Source organism: Devosia algicola (assembly GCF_028816455.1).
In the GTDB taxonomy this organism is placed as follows: domain Bacteria; phylum Pseudomonadota; class Alphaproteobacteria; order Rhizobiales; family Devosiaceae; genus Devosia; species Devosia algicola.
In genome coordinates, this window is sequence record NZ_CP118246.1 from 2,613,865 (window position 1) to 2,626,654 (window position 12,790).

At 58.3% G+C, this 12,790-nt stretch carries 17 protein-coding genes and 2 pseudogenes; 11 read left to right on the forward strand and 8 right to left on the reverse strand.

Translation table 11 applies throughout. The features are described 5' to 3' along the window. Positions 1–18: 18 nt before the first annotated feature. The gene (hslV, locus tag PSQ19_RS13880) at positions 19–576 is read right to left on the reverse strand and encodes an ATP-dependent protease subunit HslV (protein WP_282218211.1); all 558 of its coding nucleotides are present in this window, start codon (positions 574–576) and stop codon (positions 19–21) included. 146 nt (positions 577–722) lie between these two features. Between hslV and hisB the strand changes: the two genes are divergently transcribed. From hisB to coaA, 8 genes are all read left to right on the forward strand, one after another. Next, positions 723–1,310 (forward strand): imidazoleglycerol-phosphate dehydratase HisB, encoded by a 588-nt coding sequence (gene hisB, locus PSQ19_RS13885; RefSeq protein WP_282218212.1) that lies wholly within the window; start codon positions 723–725, stop codon positions 1,308–1,310. A gap of 94 nt (positions 1,311–1,404) precedes the next feature. After that, complete coding sequence (locus PSQ19_RS13890; RefSeq protein ID WP_282218213.1) at positions 1,405–1,755, forward strand: DUF2628 domain-containing protein; 351 nt, start codon at positions 1,405–1,407, stop codon at positions 1,753–1,755. Then, complete coding sequence (gene hisH / locus PSQ19_RS13895; RefSeq protein ID WP_282218214.1) at positions 1,752–2,405, forward strand: imidazole glycerol phosphate synthase subunit HisH; 654 nt, start codon at positions 1,752–1,754, stop codon at positions 2,403–2,405. The genes PSQ19_RS13890 and hisH overlap by 4 nt, the downstream gene beginning before the upstream one ends. Then, positions 2,402–3,136, forward strand: coding sequence for a 1-(5-phosphoribosyl)-5-[(5-phosphoribosylamino)methylideneamino]imidazole-4-carboxamide isomerase (gene hisA, locus PSQ19_RS13900; RefSeq protein WP_282218215.1), 735 nt, complete (start codon positions 2,402–2,404; stop codon positions 3,134–3,136). Before hisH ends, hisA begins: the two co-directional genes overlap by 4 nt. Further along, complete coding sequence (locus PSQ19_RS13905; RefSeq protein ID WP_282218216.1) at positions 3,133–3,462, forward strand: hypothetical protein; 330 nt, start codon at positions 3,133–3,135, stop codon at positions 3,460–3,462. Before hisA ends, PSQ19_RS13905 begins: the two co-directional genes overlap by 4 nt. Further along, positions 3,459–4,259, forward strand: a complete 801-nt coding sequence (gene hisF, locus PSQ19_RS13910; RefSeq protein ID WP_282218217.1) for an imidazole glycerol phosphate synthase subunit HisF — start codon at positions 3,459–3,461, stop codon at positions 4,257–4,259. Before PSQ19_RS13905 ends, hisF begins: the two co-directional genes overlap by 4 nt. 19 nt (positions 4,260–4,278) lie before the next feature. Then, positions 4,279–4,599: a phosphoribosyl-ATP diphosphatase gene (locus tag PSQ19_RS13915; RefSeq protein ID WP_282218218.1), complete on the forward strand. Its 321-nt coding sequence runs from the start codon at positions 4,279–4,281 to the stop codon at positions 4,597–4,599. Positions 4,600–4,601: 2 nt separating this feature from the next. Further along, the gene (gene coaA / locus PSQ19_RS13920; RefSeq protein ID WP_282218219.1) at positions 4,602–5,552 is read left to right on the forward strand and encodes a type I pantothenate kinase; all 951 of its coding nucleotides are present in this window, start codon (positions 4,602–4,604) and stop codon (positions 5,550–5,552) included. 22 nt (positions 5,553–5,574) lie between these two features. Here coaA and PSQ19_RS13925 read toward each other — a convergent pair whose 3' ends face one another. Continuing rightward, positions 5,575–6,579, reverse strand: a complete 1,005-nt coding sequence (locus PSQ19_RS13925) for an adenosine kinase (RefSeq protein WP_282218220.1) — start codon at positions 6,577–6,579, stop codon at positions 5,575–5,577. Positions 6,580–6,686: 107 nt separating this feature from the next. Further along, positions 6,687–7,377 (reverse strand): annotated as a pseudogene (gene nth, locus PSQ19_RS13930) (endonuclease III). 38 nt (positions 7,378–7,415) lie between these two features. On the opposite strand from nth, the gene PSQ19_RS13935 reads away from it, so the two are divergent. Beyond that, positions 7,416–7,913, forward strand: coding sequence for a DUF2244 domain-containing protein (locus PSQ19_RS13935; RefSeq protein ID WP_282218222.1), 498 nt, complete (start codon positions 7,416–7,418; stop codon positions 7,911–7,913). 29 nt (positions 7,914–7,942) lie between these two features. After that, positions 7,943–8,813, forward strand: a pseudogene (locus tag PSQ19_RS19915) (methylated-DNA--[protein]-cysteine S-methyltransferase). A gap of 31 nt (positions 8,814–8,844) precedes the next feature. Here the strand turns inward: PSQ19_RS19915 and PSQ19_RS13950 are convergent. Genes PSQ19_RS13950 through PSQ19_RS13970 form a run of 5 tightly spaced genes read right to left on the reverse strand, consistent with a single transcriptional unit; the run spans position 8,845 to position 12,257 of the window. After that, positions 8,845–9,459, reverse strand: coding sequence for a 2,3-bisphosphoglycerate-dependent phosphoglycerate mutase (locus tag PSQ19_RS13950; RefSeq protein WP_282218225.1), 615 nt, complete (start codon positions 9,457–9,459; stop codon positions 8,845–8,847). 33 nt (positions 9,460–9,492) lie between these two features. Then, complete coding sequence (gene dapB / locus PSQ19_RS13955; protein ID WP_282220709.1) at positions 9,493–10,296, reverse strand: 4-hydroxy-tetrahydrodipicolinate reductase; 804 nt, start codon at positions 10,294–10,296, stop codon at positions 9,493–9,495. A 50-nt stretch (positions 10,297–10,346) separates the two neighbouring features. After that, a complete protein-coding gene (gene pyrF / locus PSQ19_RS13960; protein WP_282218226.1) occupies positions 10,347–11,045 on the reverse strand; it encodes an orotidine-5'-phosphate decarboxylase in 699 nt (232 codons plus the stop codon). 49 nt (positions 11,046–11,094) lie between these two features. Beyond that, positions 11,095–11,706, reverse strand: a complete 612-nt coding sequence (locus tag PSQ19_RS13965; protein ID WP_282218227.1) for a histidine phosphatase family protein — start codon at positions 11,704–11,706, stop codon at positions 11,095–11,097. Between the two features lie 2 nt (positions 11,707–11,708). Beyond that, positions 11,709–12,257, reverse strand: a complete 549-nt coding sequence (locus PSQ19_RS13970; protein ID WP_282218228.1) for an NADPH-dependent FMN reductase — start codon at positions 12,255–12,257, stop codon at positions 11,709–11,711. A gap of 119 nt (positions 12,258–12,376) precedes the next feature. Here PSQ19_RS13970 and PSQ19_RS13975 point away from each other — a divergent pair, with 119 nt between their 5' ends. Next, positions 12,377–12,787: a VOC family protein gene (locus tag PSQ19_RS13975; protein ID WP_282218229.1), complete on the forward strand. Its 411-nt coding sequence runs from the start codon at positions 12,377–12,379 to the stop codon at positions 12,785–12,787. Positions 12,788–12,790 lie beyond the last annotated feature (3 nt).

Here is a 12,790-nt window from a genome sequence, read left to right on the forward strand (position 1 = left end):
ATGGCCAGCCGGCCCGGTTTAATCTGTTTCGATGGTTTCGACAGTAACGCTGCCGTTGGTATAGACGCAGATCTGCTCAGCGATCTTCATCGCCTTGCGCGCAATCTCTTCGGCGTCCAATTCGGTATTTTCGGCCAGCGCCAGCGCCGCCGACTGGGCATAATTGCCGCCCGAGCCAATGGCGATCACGCCGTGGTCTGGGCTGAGTACATCACCGGTACCGGTCAAAACCAGCGTGTCGGTCTGGTCGGCCACGATCATCATCGCCTCAAGCTTGCGCAAATAGCGATCCGTACGCCAATCCTTGGCCAATTCGACCGCGGCGCGCATCAATTGGTCAGGATATTGCTCAAGCTTGGTTTCGAGCCGCTCGAAAAGGGTAAAGGCATCCGCCGTTGCCCCGGCAAAGCCACCAATGACCTTGCCGCCAGCCAGCCGACGGACCTTCTTGGCATTGTGTTTCATCACGGTCTGGCCAACCGAGACCTGACCATCACCAGCCACCACAACCTTGTTGCCCTTGCGAACGGCCACAATGGTAGTGCCGTGCCAACCGGGAAAACTACTGTCACTCATAGGGAATAACTCCAGAACTGTTGGCTCTTATTTAGGCGGTACCGTCCCGATTGCAATGCAGGTGATGATCGTCGAGGCGCCGTCTCAACCCAATCTTTATCCAATCACCTGCATATGCTAGAGCAACCGCACAATGGAGAGACGAGATGCGTACCGCCAAGATTGCTCGCAAGACCAATGAGACTGCCATAGAGGTGTCGGTCGATCTCGATGGCACTGGCACCCGGGCCATGGCGACGGGCATCGGTTTTTTTGACCATATGCTGGATCAGTTGGCCCGCCACTCCCTGATCGACATGGTGGTCAAGGCTGATGGCGATCTACACATTGACTTTCACCACACCGTCGAAGACGTCGGTATCGCATTGGGCCAGGCAATTCAAAAGGCACTCGGCGACAAGAAGGGCATTCGACGCTATGCCAGTAGCGATCTGGCCATGGATGGCACGCTGACCCGCGTGGCGCTGGATGTGTCGGGCCGCCCGTTCCTTGTGTGGAAGGTTGCATTCTCGGCGCCAAAAGTCGGTGAGATGGATACCGAATTGTTCCGTGAATTTTTTCAGGCCTTCGCGATCAATGCCGGCATAACCCTGCATGTCGAGAATGCCTATTTCGACAATAACCACCATCTGGCCGAAACCTGCTTCAAGGCGGTGGCCCGTACTTTGCGCGATGCGCTCGAAATCGATCCTCGCACCGCCAATACCATTCCATCGACCAAGGGTACGCTCTGACCCTTTCGCTTTTGTGGTAATTGCACTAAATCCACAGCCAGCGGGTATTTGGCACCCCGATATCGGGGCAATAGGCGCGAGATGGGAGTAACTGGTGACGGTCTATGCAATCTATGAAGCTGGATCTGGAAACAAGGCGCCGGTAGCGGTTGCTGAAAAATTTTCCTGGTTGGGCTTTTTGCTGCCGCCGGTCTTTGCCGTGCTCCATGGTCTATGGCTCGAACTACTGGTCTATGGGGTCAAAATCGTCGCCCTGATCTGGTTGAGCCAATATATCGGCAGCGACACCGCAATGCTGCTTTATCTGGCGCTTGCCGTCTGGATCGGCCTTGCCGCACCCGCCATGCGGCGCGCAAAACTAGGCCGAAAGGGCTGGCACCATCGCGCCGACCGGGTTGCAGCCAGCTCCGATACCGCAACGCTGGCCTGGATGGAACGCGCATGAGCCGGGTGGCCATCATTGACTATGGCTCGGGCAATCTGCGCTCGGCCGCCAAAGCGTTCGAGCGGCAGGCTGCCATGCTCGATCAGCCGCCAGAGATTATCGTTACCGCCGATCCGGATATTGTCCGCGGCGCCAATCGCATCGTTTTGCCCGGTGTTGGCGCGTTTGCCGATTGCCGAGCCGGGCTGGACAAGGTTGCGGGCATGGTCGACGTGCTGGCGGAACGCGTCCTCAATTATGGGGTGCCATTCCTTGGTATCTGCGTCGGCATGCAATTACTGGCGACAGAGGGCCGCGAAAAAACGGTAACCTCCGGTCTCGGCTGGATCCCCGGTTCGGTAGTGCCACTTGCCCCCGTTGATCCAGGTTTGAAAATTCCGCATATGGGCTGGAACACACTGCAGATCAGGCAATCCCATCCGTTGCTTGCCGGTGTGCCTGATGGCGAAAATGGCTTGCATGCCTATTTCGTCCACTCCTACCACTTGCAAACAGATAGCCCCGAAACCCTGATCGCCACCACCAATTATGGCGGCACGGTTACGGCCGCAGTTGGTCGCGACAACATTTTCGGCACCCAGTTTCATCCTGAAAAAAGCCAGGCACTTGGCCTGACACTGATTTCCAATTTTCTGGTTTGGACGCCATGATCCTGTTCCCTGCCATCGATCTCAAGGACGGCCAATGCGTGCGCCTCAAACTGGGCGACATGAACGAGGTGACGGTTTTCAACGATAGCCCCGCCGACCAGGCCAGGAGTTTTGAAGACCAGGGATTTCAATATCTGCACGTCGTTGATCTCAATGGGGCCTTTGCGGGCCAAAGCGTCAATGGGGCGGCGGTGGAGCAAATCCTCAAGACCGTCAATTTCCCCGTTCAGTTGGGCGGGGGCATTCGCACGCTGGACCATATAGATTCCTGGCTGGACAAGGGGCTGGCCCGCATCATTCTCGGCACTGTGGCCGTGCGCGATCCGGACTTGGTCAAGGCCGCTGCCAAACGCTATCCCGGCCAGATTGCCGTCGGCATTGATGCCCGGGGCGGCAGGGTCGCCGTCGAAGGCTGGGCGGAAACCTCCGAACTTGACGTCATTGAACTGGCCAAACGCTTCGAGGGGGTTGGCGTCGCCGCCATCATTTATACCGATATCGACCGTGACGGTATTTTGTCCGGGATCAACTGGGACGCCACCATTGCCCTGGCGCACGCGACATCTATCCCGGTGATTGCTTCAGGAGGCCTTGCGTCAATGGCTGACATCGAGCGCATGACCCGGCCCGATACCCGAATATTGGAAGGGGCGATTTCAGGCCGGGCGCTTTATGACGGGCGCATTGATTCACGTGAAGCATTGGCCCGGCTCAAGGCCAGCGCTGGATGAGCGCCGCCGCTCGCAGCTCAAGATTTCCGTGGTGGGCCTATGGTCTGGCACTGCTGTTCATAGTGATATTTGCGCTTTGGCCAGTCAGCTCGGTGCTGGTGACCAACGCGTTGGCCGAAGCCAACGGTTGTGTCGTCGATGAAGGCAGCGTCCATGCCTGCGTGATCGCGGGCAGCGATTGGGGGCGCACGCTATACACCATGGGTGTCATGGGCTGGTTTGGTCTGGTCACATTGCCACTGGGATCGGGAGCGGCCATTGTCTGGTTTATCTCCTTGATCATCCATCGGCTGGCCTGGCAGAAAAACAAGGATGTCGCACAATGACATTAAAGACCCGGCTCATCCCCTGCCTTGATGTCAAGGACGGACGCGTCGTAAAAGGGGTGCAATTTGTTGATCTGATCGACGCTGGCGACCCGGTTGAGGCGGCCATTGCCTACGATACCGCGGGTGCCGACGAATTGTGCTTTCTCGATATCACCGCCAGCCATGAAGGCCGCGATACTATTTTTGACGTGGTTGCCCGCACCGCAGAACACTGTTTCATGCCGGTTACCGTCGGTGGCGGTGTTCGCACCATCGAGGATATCAGAAAGCTGTTATTGTCGGGTGCCGACAAGGTGGCGATCAATTCCGCGGCGGTCAACGATCCCGATTTTATCGCTCGTGCTGCTGACAAGTTCGGCAATCAGTGCATTGTTGTTTCCGTCGATGCCAAGCAGCGCCTCAGTCAGGCACCGGGCGGTGACAATCGCTCGGAATGGGAAATATTCACCCATGGCGGTCGCAACGCCACCGGGCTGGATGCCGTCGAATTCGCAGCCAACATGGTCAAACGCGGCGCCGGCGAACTGCTGGTCACCTCGATGGATCGCGATGGCACCAAATCGGGTTTTGATCTCAAGCTGGTGCGCGCCATTACCGATAGCGTCAGCGTGCCCGTCGTTGCCTCGGGCGGCGTCGGCACGCTCGATCATCTGGTTGAGGGTGTTCGGGATGGGCACGCCAGCGCGGTGCTGGCCGCCTCGATCTTTCATTTTGGCACCTTTACCATTCCCCAGGCCAAGCAGCATCTGCACGACAATGGCATCGCCGTGCGCATGGATCGCGCCGCCCCCTAAAGCGTCAGGAGCCTCCCCTATGAGCTTTACCCTTGAACAACTCGACGCCCGACTGGGCGAGCGCGCCAAGGCATCACCAGAGCACAGCTATACAGCCAAGCTCTTGGCGCGCGGCGTGGAAAAATGCGCGCAAAAATTGGGCGAGGAAGCGACCGAAGCGGTCATCGCCGGGGTGACCAACAACAGCCCGGAACTGACCAAGGAGGCCGGTGACGTCCTCTACCACCTGTTGGTGTTGTTACGCGCGGCCGACGTACCCTTGAGCGCTGTCATGGCCGAATTGGAAAGCCGCACCGGCCAATCAGGCCTTGCCGAAAAAGCCGCCCGCAACAAGGATTGAGCATGGACAAGCGCATCAAACCGCCCGCGCCCTATCACCATTTCACCAAGGCGCAATGGTCCAATCTGCGTGCCGATGAAAAAATGACCTTGAGCCGGGAGGACGTCAAGCGCCTGCGTACCTTGTCAGATCCGATATCGCTTGAGGAAGCCGAAGACGTCTATCTGCCGCTGACCCGCTTGCTGTCGTTCTATGTCGAGGCGGTCCAGGGCCTGCACAATGTCTCGACCCGGTTTCTCGATACGCCCGACCAAAAAGTGCCCTTTATCATCGGCGTCGCCGGTTCGGTCGCCGTGGGCAAATCAACCACCGCCCGCATCCTGCGTGCCCTGCTCCAGCGATGGCCCGCCAGCCCCAAGGTTGATCTGGTGACAACGGACGGCTTTCTGCATCCCAACGCGGTGCTCGAGGAGCGCGGCATCATGGAGCGCAAGGGCTTTCCCGAAAGCTACGACAGAGCCCGATTCGTGGCTTTTCTGGCAGATATCAAATCAGGCAAGGCGGACGTCGCCGTACCGGTCTATTCGCATCTGGTCTATGACGTGGTGCCGGGCGAGTTTGTCACCATCGACCGCCCTGATATTCTGATCGTTGAAGGGCTTAATATTCTCCAGCCCGGCGATCTGCCGCGCACCGGCAAGCCCATTCTGTTCGCCTCCGATTTTCTGGATTTTTCAATCTATATCGACGCCGCCGAAAGCGATCTGCGCGACTGGTTCATGGAGCGATTTTTCCGACTGCGCGAAACCGCGTTCCAGGACCCCACCTCGTTCTTTCATCGCTTTTCGCAAATGAGCCGGGATGAGGCGGGTGCCTTGGGCAAGATGGTTTGGGAAACCATCAACTTGCCCAATCTCGTCGACAATGTGCTGCCCACGCGCGGCCGCGCCGACCTGATTCTCAAAAAAGGCCCCAGTCACACAATCGAAGAAGTGCAATTGCGCCGGGTTTGATCTGTCTCCCGGACTACACGTTCTAGCCGGCCAGGCCGTGTGCCTCGACCAGCGTTTCCAGTTCCGTCACCGGTCGCGCCCCGATATGGCTGATGACCTCGGACGCCGACAGGCACCCGGTTTTGAGCGCGCTTTCCAGATTTTGACCGCGCGCAATGGCCAGCAGGAATCCCGAAGCGAACAGATCGCCGGCGCCAGTGGCGTCTTCGACTTTTTTGACCGGATAGGCCGGTACTGAAACCACTTCGCCATTATGGATCGCCATCGCACCGTCCGACCCCATGGTAACGGCGGCAAGTTCGGCGTCCTTGGCGATTTCGCGCACTGCCTCACCGAGATTGTCGGTTTGGTAGAGCGATTTCAATTCATGCACATTGGCAAATACATAATCGATGGTCTTGGAACGGATGAGGTCAAGAAATTCATCCCGAAATCGGTCGACGCAAAATGGATCTGACAGTGTAAAGGCTGCAGCCTTTTCATGTTTGTGCGCATAATGGGCCGCGAGCACAAACGCCTTCTTGGCCTCCTGCGGATCCCACAGGAAACCTTCCATATAGGTTACTGTCGCTGCCCCGATCTCGTCTTCCTTGATGTCGGCTTCCGTCAATTGATGACAGGCACCCAGATAGGTGTTCATGGTGCGCTCGCCGTCGGGCGACACAAAAATCATTGAGCGCGCCGTCAACGCCCCGTTCAGCAGGCGGCTGGTGCCATAATGCACGCCGGTCGAATGCAGATCGGTTTCAAACACATCCCCCAGCGGGTCCTTGGCCACCTTGCCCACAAATGCCGCCCGCCCACCGAGCGAAGCGACACCAGCCGCCGTATTTGCCGCACTACCGCCCGAAATCTGATGTTTGTCCGCGGGCATCTTGTCGTAGAGATAGGCAGCGCGATCGGTATCGATCAAATGCATGATGCCTTCGCTCATGCCTTCGGCTTCCAGAAAGCCGGGCGGCAAAGGCGCAATGACATCAACTATGGCGTTGCCGATGGTCAGGACATCAAAGCGGGTATCGGTCATGCGCGCGATTCCGGGATAACATAACTCGGTTCGATGTACCCGATCGACTGCCGTGGCGCAACGCTTTCACCGTGATTTGGCACGCACGCGGCTGCTCTGGTTTGTCGTTACCGCTTGGCGGCGGGCGGCGGTGTCTTTGGTACAAACCGGCACCATTGCGCGATGATACAACGATAGCACTCAGGTTTGCGCGCCTTGCAGATATAGCGCCCATGCAGGATCAGCCAATGGTGCGCATGCAGCAAATAGGGTTCGGGTATGGTCTTGACCAATTTCTGCTCGACCGCCAGGGGTGTCTTGCCGGGCGCCAGCCCGGTGCGATTGCTGACCCGGAACAAATGCGTGTCGACGGCAATCGTTGGCTGTCTGAAATAGATATTGAGCACGACATTGGCCGTCTTGCGACCAACCCCGGGCAAGGACTCGAGCGCCGTCCTGTCGTTTGGTACCTGCGACTGGTGTTTCTCGATCAGTAGCTGGCTGAGCGCAAAAACATTTCGCGCCTTGGTGCGATAAAGGCCGATGGTGCGCACCAGATCTTCGATCCCGTCGACGCCCAGCCCCACCATCGCTTCGGGAGTTGGCGCCAGCTCAAACAAGCGTTTGGTGGCCTTGTTCACCCCTACATCGGTTGCTTGCGCCGACAGCACCACCGCCACCAGCAGGGTAAAGGCATTGGTATAATCCAGGCTCACCCTTGGGCTCGGGATCCATCTGCGCGAACCGGGCAAAAATCGCCGCCACGTCGGCTTTGGGCAAACTGTTCACTTTTTTCGCGCGTGCCATTCTCTCTCCCATATTTCTGGGTCTATACTGCCTTAGCGAGTTTAAAGCCAATGCAAGATATTACGACGACACCGCTGCTTTCCGCTGAGCTGACGCCACACCGGGCATTGACCCGTCGGGGACGTTGGCTGATCATTGCTGGTGCCGCAATCATGGGGGCAATGCCGGCCATGATATCGTTGGCACTGGGGGCCTGGCCGATCGTACTGTGTGTTGCCGGCGCGGTGTTGGCAATCGCCTTGGCGCTCAATTACACCCACAAGGATGGCCAACGCCGCGAGCGCATTGTGGTATGGACGGATCGACTTGAGGTTACGCAAATCGGCCCGCGCGGACATACTAGGTTGCGCAAATTCCAGCCGACGGCGGTCCGGTTGATCATTGACCGCGACTTTGATGAACGCACCACGGCCCTCTATATCCGCAGCGCCCGCGACAAACTCGAAATTGGCGAATTTCTCAGCGCCGACGAAAAATCCAGCTTCGCCAAGGCATTTGGTACCGCGCTGCGCAAGGCGCGTATCCGGGCCGTAAAAACCGGGTCGTAAGCAATAGGCGATAGCGCTATTGTCTGGCCATGAACACACATGCCCTCCCCACCGCCGATAGCGACTACCAGACCATTCGGGCCTCGATCCGCTATTTGAGCGAGACCGGTCCCGATGTTCTGGACCTGCCTCGTTTTGCGCGTGCACTGGGGCTGACCGAGCGCCAGCTGACCGATTTGTTTCGGCGCTGGTGTGGCCTGAGTCCAAAATCTTTCGCCCAGGCCGTGGCGCTCGATCATGCCAAGTCGTTGTTGACCCAACGCGCCAGCGTGCTCGATACCACCTTTGAAGTTGGCTTGTCGTCAAGCCTCGCGCCTGCACGATCTTTTCGTCACCTACGAAGCCATGCCACCGGGGGTCTTTCGCGCCAAGGGGGCCGGTATCGACATGATTTGGGGTGCGGCGCCCTGCCCCTTCGGCACCGCTGTGGTCACAGCAACTGATTACGGCATATCAGGGCTTGGCTTTGCCGATGACGATATCAGCGTCGAACAGGCATTTGCCGACTTGGCCAATCGCTGGCCCAATGCGCGCTTTACTCGCAATGACGGGCAAATCGCTCAGTTGGTGGCAGGAATTTTTGCGCCGCAACACTGGTCCGCCGACCACCCAGTCCGCATCGTGCTGATCGGCACTGACTTTGAAGTCAAGGTATGGGAAACGCTTTTGCGCATCCCGGTTGGTGGTGCCACCACCTATGGCGATGTTGCCAATCATATCGGCCGACCGGCGGCATCGCGCGCTGTTGGTGCTGCTGTGGGCAAGAACCCGATATCGTTTGTCGTGCCGTGCCATCGTGTGGTCGGCAGCGCCGGTGCACTCACCGGGTATCATTGGGGCGTGCCGCGCAAGCGCGCCATCCTGGGCTGGGAAGCCGGGGTCGTCGCGGCGGCCAGTTGACCAGCTCCTGACCGCCCTGCGATTGACATGCCTAGATGTCGATCCGCTTGTCGAGCGACCCATCGGCCTTGAGTTTATAGGCGGTAGGTTGGCCGGTTGCGATTTCGCGTTTGAGGATTTCCTCGGGCGTTAGCCCTTCAATTGCCATGACCAATGCGCGTAGGGAATTGCCATGGGCTGACACCAGAATAGTCTGCCCGGCCGCAACCTTGGGTTGAATTTCTTGCTCATAATAAGGCAGCGCGCGCGCCGCCGTGTCCTTGAGGCTTTCCCCGCCCGGCGGTGGTACGTCATAGGAACGGCGCCAGATATGTACCTGCTCGTCGCCCCATTTTTCGCGCGCATCATCCTTGTTGAGACCGGCCAGATCACCATAGTCGCGCTCGTTGAGCGCAGTGTTGCGCACGATGGTGACATTGACGATGTCCATTTCCTCGAGCATCAGGTCCAGTGTGTGCTGGGCGCGTTTGAGGCTTGAAGTGTAATAAAGGTCGGGCACGATGGATTTGGCGGCCAGGACGCGTCCGGTCTCGCGGGCTTCCTCGATGCCTTTTTCGGTGAGGCCCGGATTGCGCCAGCCGGTAAACAGGTTCTTGAGGTTCCATTCGCTCTGGCCGTGGCGCACGAGTATCAGGGTGCCGGTCATTATCATCTCCAGAATTTGGGAATTAGGGGGCCTTCAATGGGTCAGCCCCAACACATCGTCCATACCATAAAGGCCGGGCTTCTGATCGCGTGCCCACAAGGCGGCACGCGCTGCTCCATTGGCAAATATCGCCCGATCCTCGGCACGATGGGCCAGTTCAAGGCGCTCTGATGGGCCAGCAAAAATTACGCTGTGCTCACCCACCACAGTGCCGCCGCGCAGTGTGGCAAAACCGATGCTCCCCGGCTCGCGAGCACCGGTATGGCCATCGCGCACCCGGACGGCATGGTCGCCAAGCTTTATGTCACGTCCCTCAGCCGCCGCTTCCCCCAGCAACAGCGCGGTGCCCGAAGGCGCATCCACTTTCTTGTTGTGATGCATTTCGAGAATTTCAATGTCATAGGTTAAAAGCGCCGCCGACGCCTTACGGACCAGATTGGCCAGCAAGGTAACGCCCATGGAAAAATTGCCCGATTTGACAATGCGACCACCTGCTTTGCCCGCTCCTGCAATAGTGGCATCCTGTTCGGGTGAACACCCGGTGGTGCCAATGATATGGACCAGCCCGCGCGCGCCGGTCTGTGCTGCCAACGCAACGCTGGCGGCAGGAATGGTAAAATCGATCACCGCGTCCGCACCTTCCAGCGCTGCCTCGATATTGTCGCTGATGAACACGCCTAACGGATCGATACCGGCAAAACTGCCAGCATCCTTGCCAATCGCATCGGTCCCGGCGCGGTCAACCGCCCCATGCAACACAACGCCGTCCAGATCGGTTACAGCGCGAATATTGGCGGCGCCCATGCGCCCACCTGCACCCACAATGACTATTTTCAGATTGGCCATATGCTGTTCCTCGTCTCCAACGCTCTAGCAGTTACAAGGGGCTAGGCCAACCGCGTGCCGCCAGCCATTTCTGCCAGAATGGCGCGGGCGGCCGCAGCAGGGTCTGCCGCCTCGACGATTGGCCGAGCCACTACCAGATGAGTTGCCCCGGCATCGAGCGCCTGACGCGGAGTCATCACCCGCTTCTGGTCGCCGCTATCCGACCCGGCGGGGCGGATGCCGGGTGTCACTATCGCAAGCTTTGGTCCCACGATCTGGCGCACCATGCTGGCCTCATAGGCTGCACACACCAGCCCGCCGATACCAGCCTGCCGGGCCTGGTCGGCCCGCAGCGAAACCAGCCCTGCTGTATCGCGCGCAAATCCCGCTTCCGCCACATCTTTGTCGTCCATTGATGTCAGAACCGAAACCCCCAACACCGTCAATCCTGTACCAGCCGCCCCCCGCACCGCGGCACGCATGGCCTGGGGATAGGCATGCACCGTGAGCATTGTCGCACCGGTGGCGGCGATGGCCGCTACACCCTTTTCGACAGTGTTGTCGATATCGAGCAATTTGAGATCGAAAAACACCTTCTTGCCTGCCGCCAGCAGCGCCTTGCCCAGGGCAAATCCATCGGCACCATAAAAGCATTGGTAGCCGATCTTGTAAAAATCGACACTGTCGCCGAGCGACTCGATGATGCTTTCGGCGTGCTGGCGCGTGTCAACGTCCAGCCCAACGATCAGTTGTCCGCTCATTTGATGGCATCTCCCCGGATTTTGCGCCTAATTGCCACAGTGAACGCCCTTAGGCAATGGCGCGCACCAGCCAGTCGGGATCAAGTGCCTCGAACGGCGTCCAGTCGCAAACCAACCGTTGGGCAGCCCAATCAAATACTAATCCGTTGCCGCCGCCGGGATCACCGCCATGGCCTTGATCTTGCTCGCGCGTAATCGCCGTGCCGACAATATGGCACTTGAGCAATGTGCCGACCGCGCCATGGCCGCAAAATATCAGTGGTCGCGATGTGGCAGCGATTGCACCTTCGACCGCAGCGACGATCCGGCACTGCGCGTCAATCGCCCGCTCCCAACCTGCATGGGATTTTTCTGGTTCGCCAAAAAAACAATTGGCCGCGATTTCGAATGCGTCACCCGGCAAAAACCCGGTTGCGGAACGATCATTCTCGTTAAAGACCACCGCGCTGGTAATGTCGAGACCGTGATCCTCGGACAGGATTTGTGCCAGGTCCATCGCCTTGCGTTCGGTGCTGGCGATTAGCCGTGTTTTCGGCGGCAGCCGCAATCGCTTCGAAAGATCATGGGCACGCTCGCGGCCAACACCGGAAAGTTTCCATTGCGGCACTTCTATTGCCGGATCAATCTCTACCTGCGGATGGGTCAGATAGAGCGCGTACATTTTCAGGCTCCGCGGCTGAAGTGTGTCAGTTCGCTCACCATCTGGTCGACCTTTCGAACGATGGCAGGTTCAATGAAGTCCCCATGGGCATCGATTGCCTGCTCTGCCGGCCCTATGCCCAGAAGGGTTGGCACCACCAGTCCACCGATCTTGGTCAGACTATCGCGCAGGTGCGATAACGCCCAGATCGTTCCGTACTTTCCAGAGCTTACCCCGCCAATGCCGAATATGGCTTGGCGAAACGGGCTTGGGCGCTGACGACTGAGCCAGGCGATTGTGTTGACCAGCAACGGGGTCACGCCACCATTATATTCCGGGCTGGCAATGAAAACGATATCGTGAGTCCGGAACATCTCGGCCAATCGACCCGCCGATTCGGGCACATTGTCCGGCTCCAGCTCTTCGTTAAAGATCGGCATGTCGAAATCGCCCAGATCAAGTGCTGTGACCATCACGCCGGCTTCGCCTAGCTTTTTGCCCATATGGTCTTGCAATTGGCGATTATGCGATCCCCGACGAATGGAGCCGGAAAGGGTCAGGGCGGTGGTCATTGTCAATTCCTGTCTTGTTTGCCTGGACCTTGCCTGCACGCTCGACTTGGCGCAAGCTCGATGTCGCAACCCCGGCACGCCGGTGCTATTCTATTTTGATCCGACAGTGGGAGGGCACAATGACCACCAGTATTTTTGTGAATTTGCCGGTTCATGATCTTGAACAGGCCAAGGCGTTCTTTGGCAAGTTGGGCTGGAGTTTTAATCCTGATTTCACCGATGAGACAGCAGCGTGCATGGTTATTTCGGAAACCATTTTTGTCATGCTGCTGACACATGAGAAATTCGGCGATTTCACCCCACGGCCAATTGCCGACGCTCATAAGGTCAGCGAAGTGCTCATTGCCCTGAACCGTGATAGTCGCGCCGAGGTTGACGGGTTTGTCGACAAGGCAATCGCCGCGGGCGGCACCGAACCACGTCCGCTCCAGGATCTGGGCTTTATGTATTCACGCGCCTTTGCCGATCTCGATGGCCATATCTGGGAAATCATCTGGATGGATCCAGCAGCAATTCCCCCGACGCAATAAACG

Excerpts from the sequence above, each read along its gene's own strand:
- hslV (WP_282218211.1), bottom strand. The coding sequence starts at position 576 with ATGAGTGACAGTAGTTTTCCCGGTTGGCACGGCACTACCATTGTGGCC.
- hisB (WP_282218212.1), top strand. The coding sequence starts at position 723 with ATGCGTACCGCCAAGATTGCTCGCAAGACCAATGAGACTGCCATAGAG.
- hisH (WP_282218214.1), top strand. The coding sequence starts at position 1,752 with ATGAGCCGGGTGGCCATCATTGACTATGGCTCGGGCAATCTGCGCTCG.
- hisA (WP_282218215.1), top strand. The coding sequence starts at position 2,402 with ATGATCCTGTTCCCTGCCATCGATCTCAAGGACGGCCAATGCGTGCGC.
- PSQ19_RS13905 (WP_282218216.1), top strand. The coding sequence starts at position 3,133 with ATGAGCGCCGCCGCTCGCAGCTCAAGATTTCCGTGGTGGGCCTATGGT.
- hisF (WP_282218217.1), top strand. The coding sequence starts at position 3,459 with ATGACATTAAAGACCCGGCTCATCCCCTGCCTTGATGTCAAGGACGGA.
- PSQ19_RS13915 (WP_282218218.1), top strand. The coding sequence starts at position 4,279 with ATGAGCTTTACCCTTGAACAACTCGACGCCCGACTGGGCGAGCGCGCC.
- coaA (WP_282218219.1), top strand. The coding sequence starts at position 4,602 with ATGGACAAGCGCATCAAACCGCCCGCGCCCTATCACCATTTCACCAAG.
- PSQ19_RS13925 (WP_282218220.1), bottom strand. The coding sequence starts at position 6,579 with ATGACCGATACCCGCTTTGATGTCCTGACCATCGGCAACGCCATAGTT.
- PSQ19_RS13935 (WP_282218222.1), top strand. The coding sequence starts at position 7,416 with ATGCAAGATATTACGACGACACCGCTGCTTTCCGCTGAGCTGACGCCA.
- PSQ19_RS13950 (WP_282218225.1), bottom strand. The coding sequence starts at position 9,459 with ATGACCGGCACCCTGATACTCGTGCGCCACGGCCAGAGCGAATGGAAC.
- pyrF (WP_282218226.1), bottom strand. The coding sequence starts at position 11,045 with ATGAGCGGACAACTGATCGTTGGGCTGGACGTTGACACGCGCCAGCAC.
- PSQ19_RS13965 (WP_282218227.1), bottom strand. The coding sequence starts at position 11,706 with ATGTACGCGCTCTATCTGACCCATCCGCAGGTAGAGATTGATCCGGCA.
- PSQ19_RS13970 (WP_282218228.1), bottom strand. The coding sequence starts at position 12,257 with ATGACCACCGCCCTGACCCTTTCCGGCTCCATTCGTCGGGGATCGCAT.
- PSQ19_RS13975 (WP_282218229.1), top strand. The coding sequence starts at position 12,377 with ATGACCACCAGTATTTTTGTGAATTTGCCGGTTCATGATCTTGAACAG.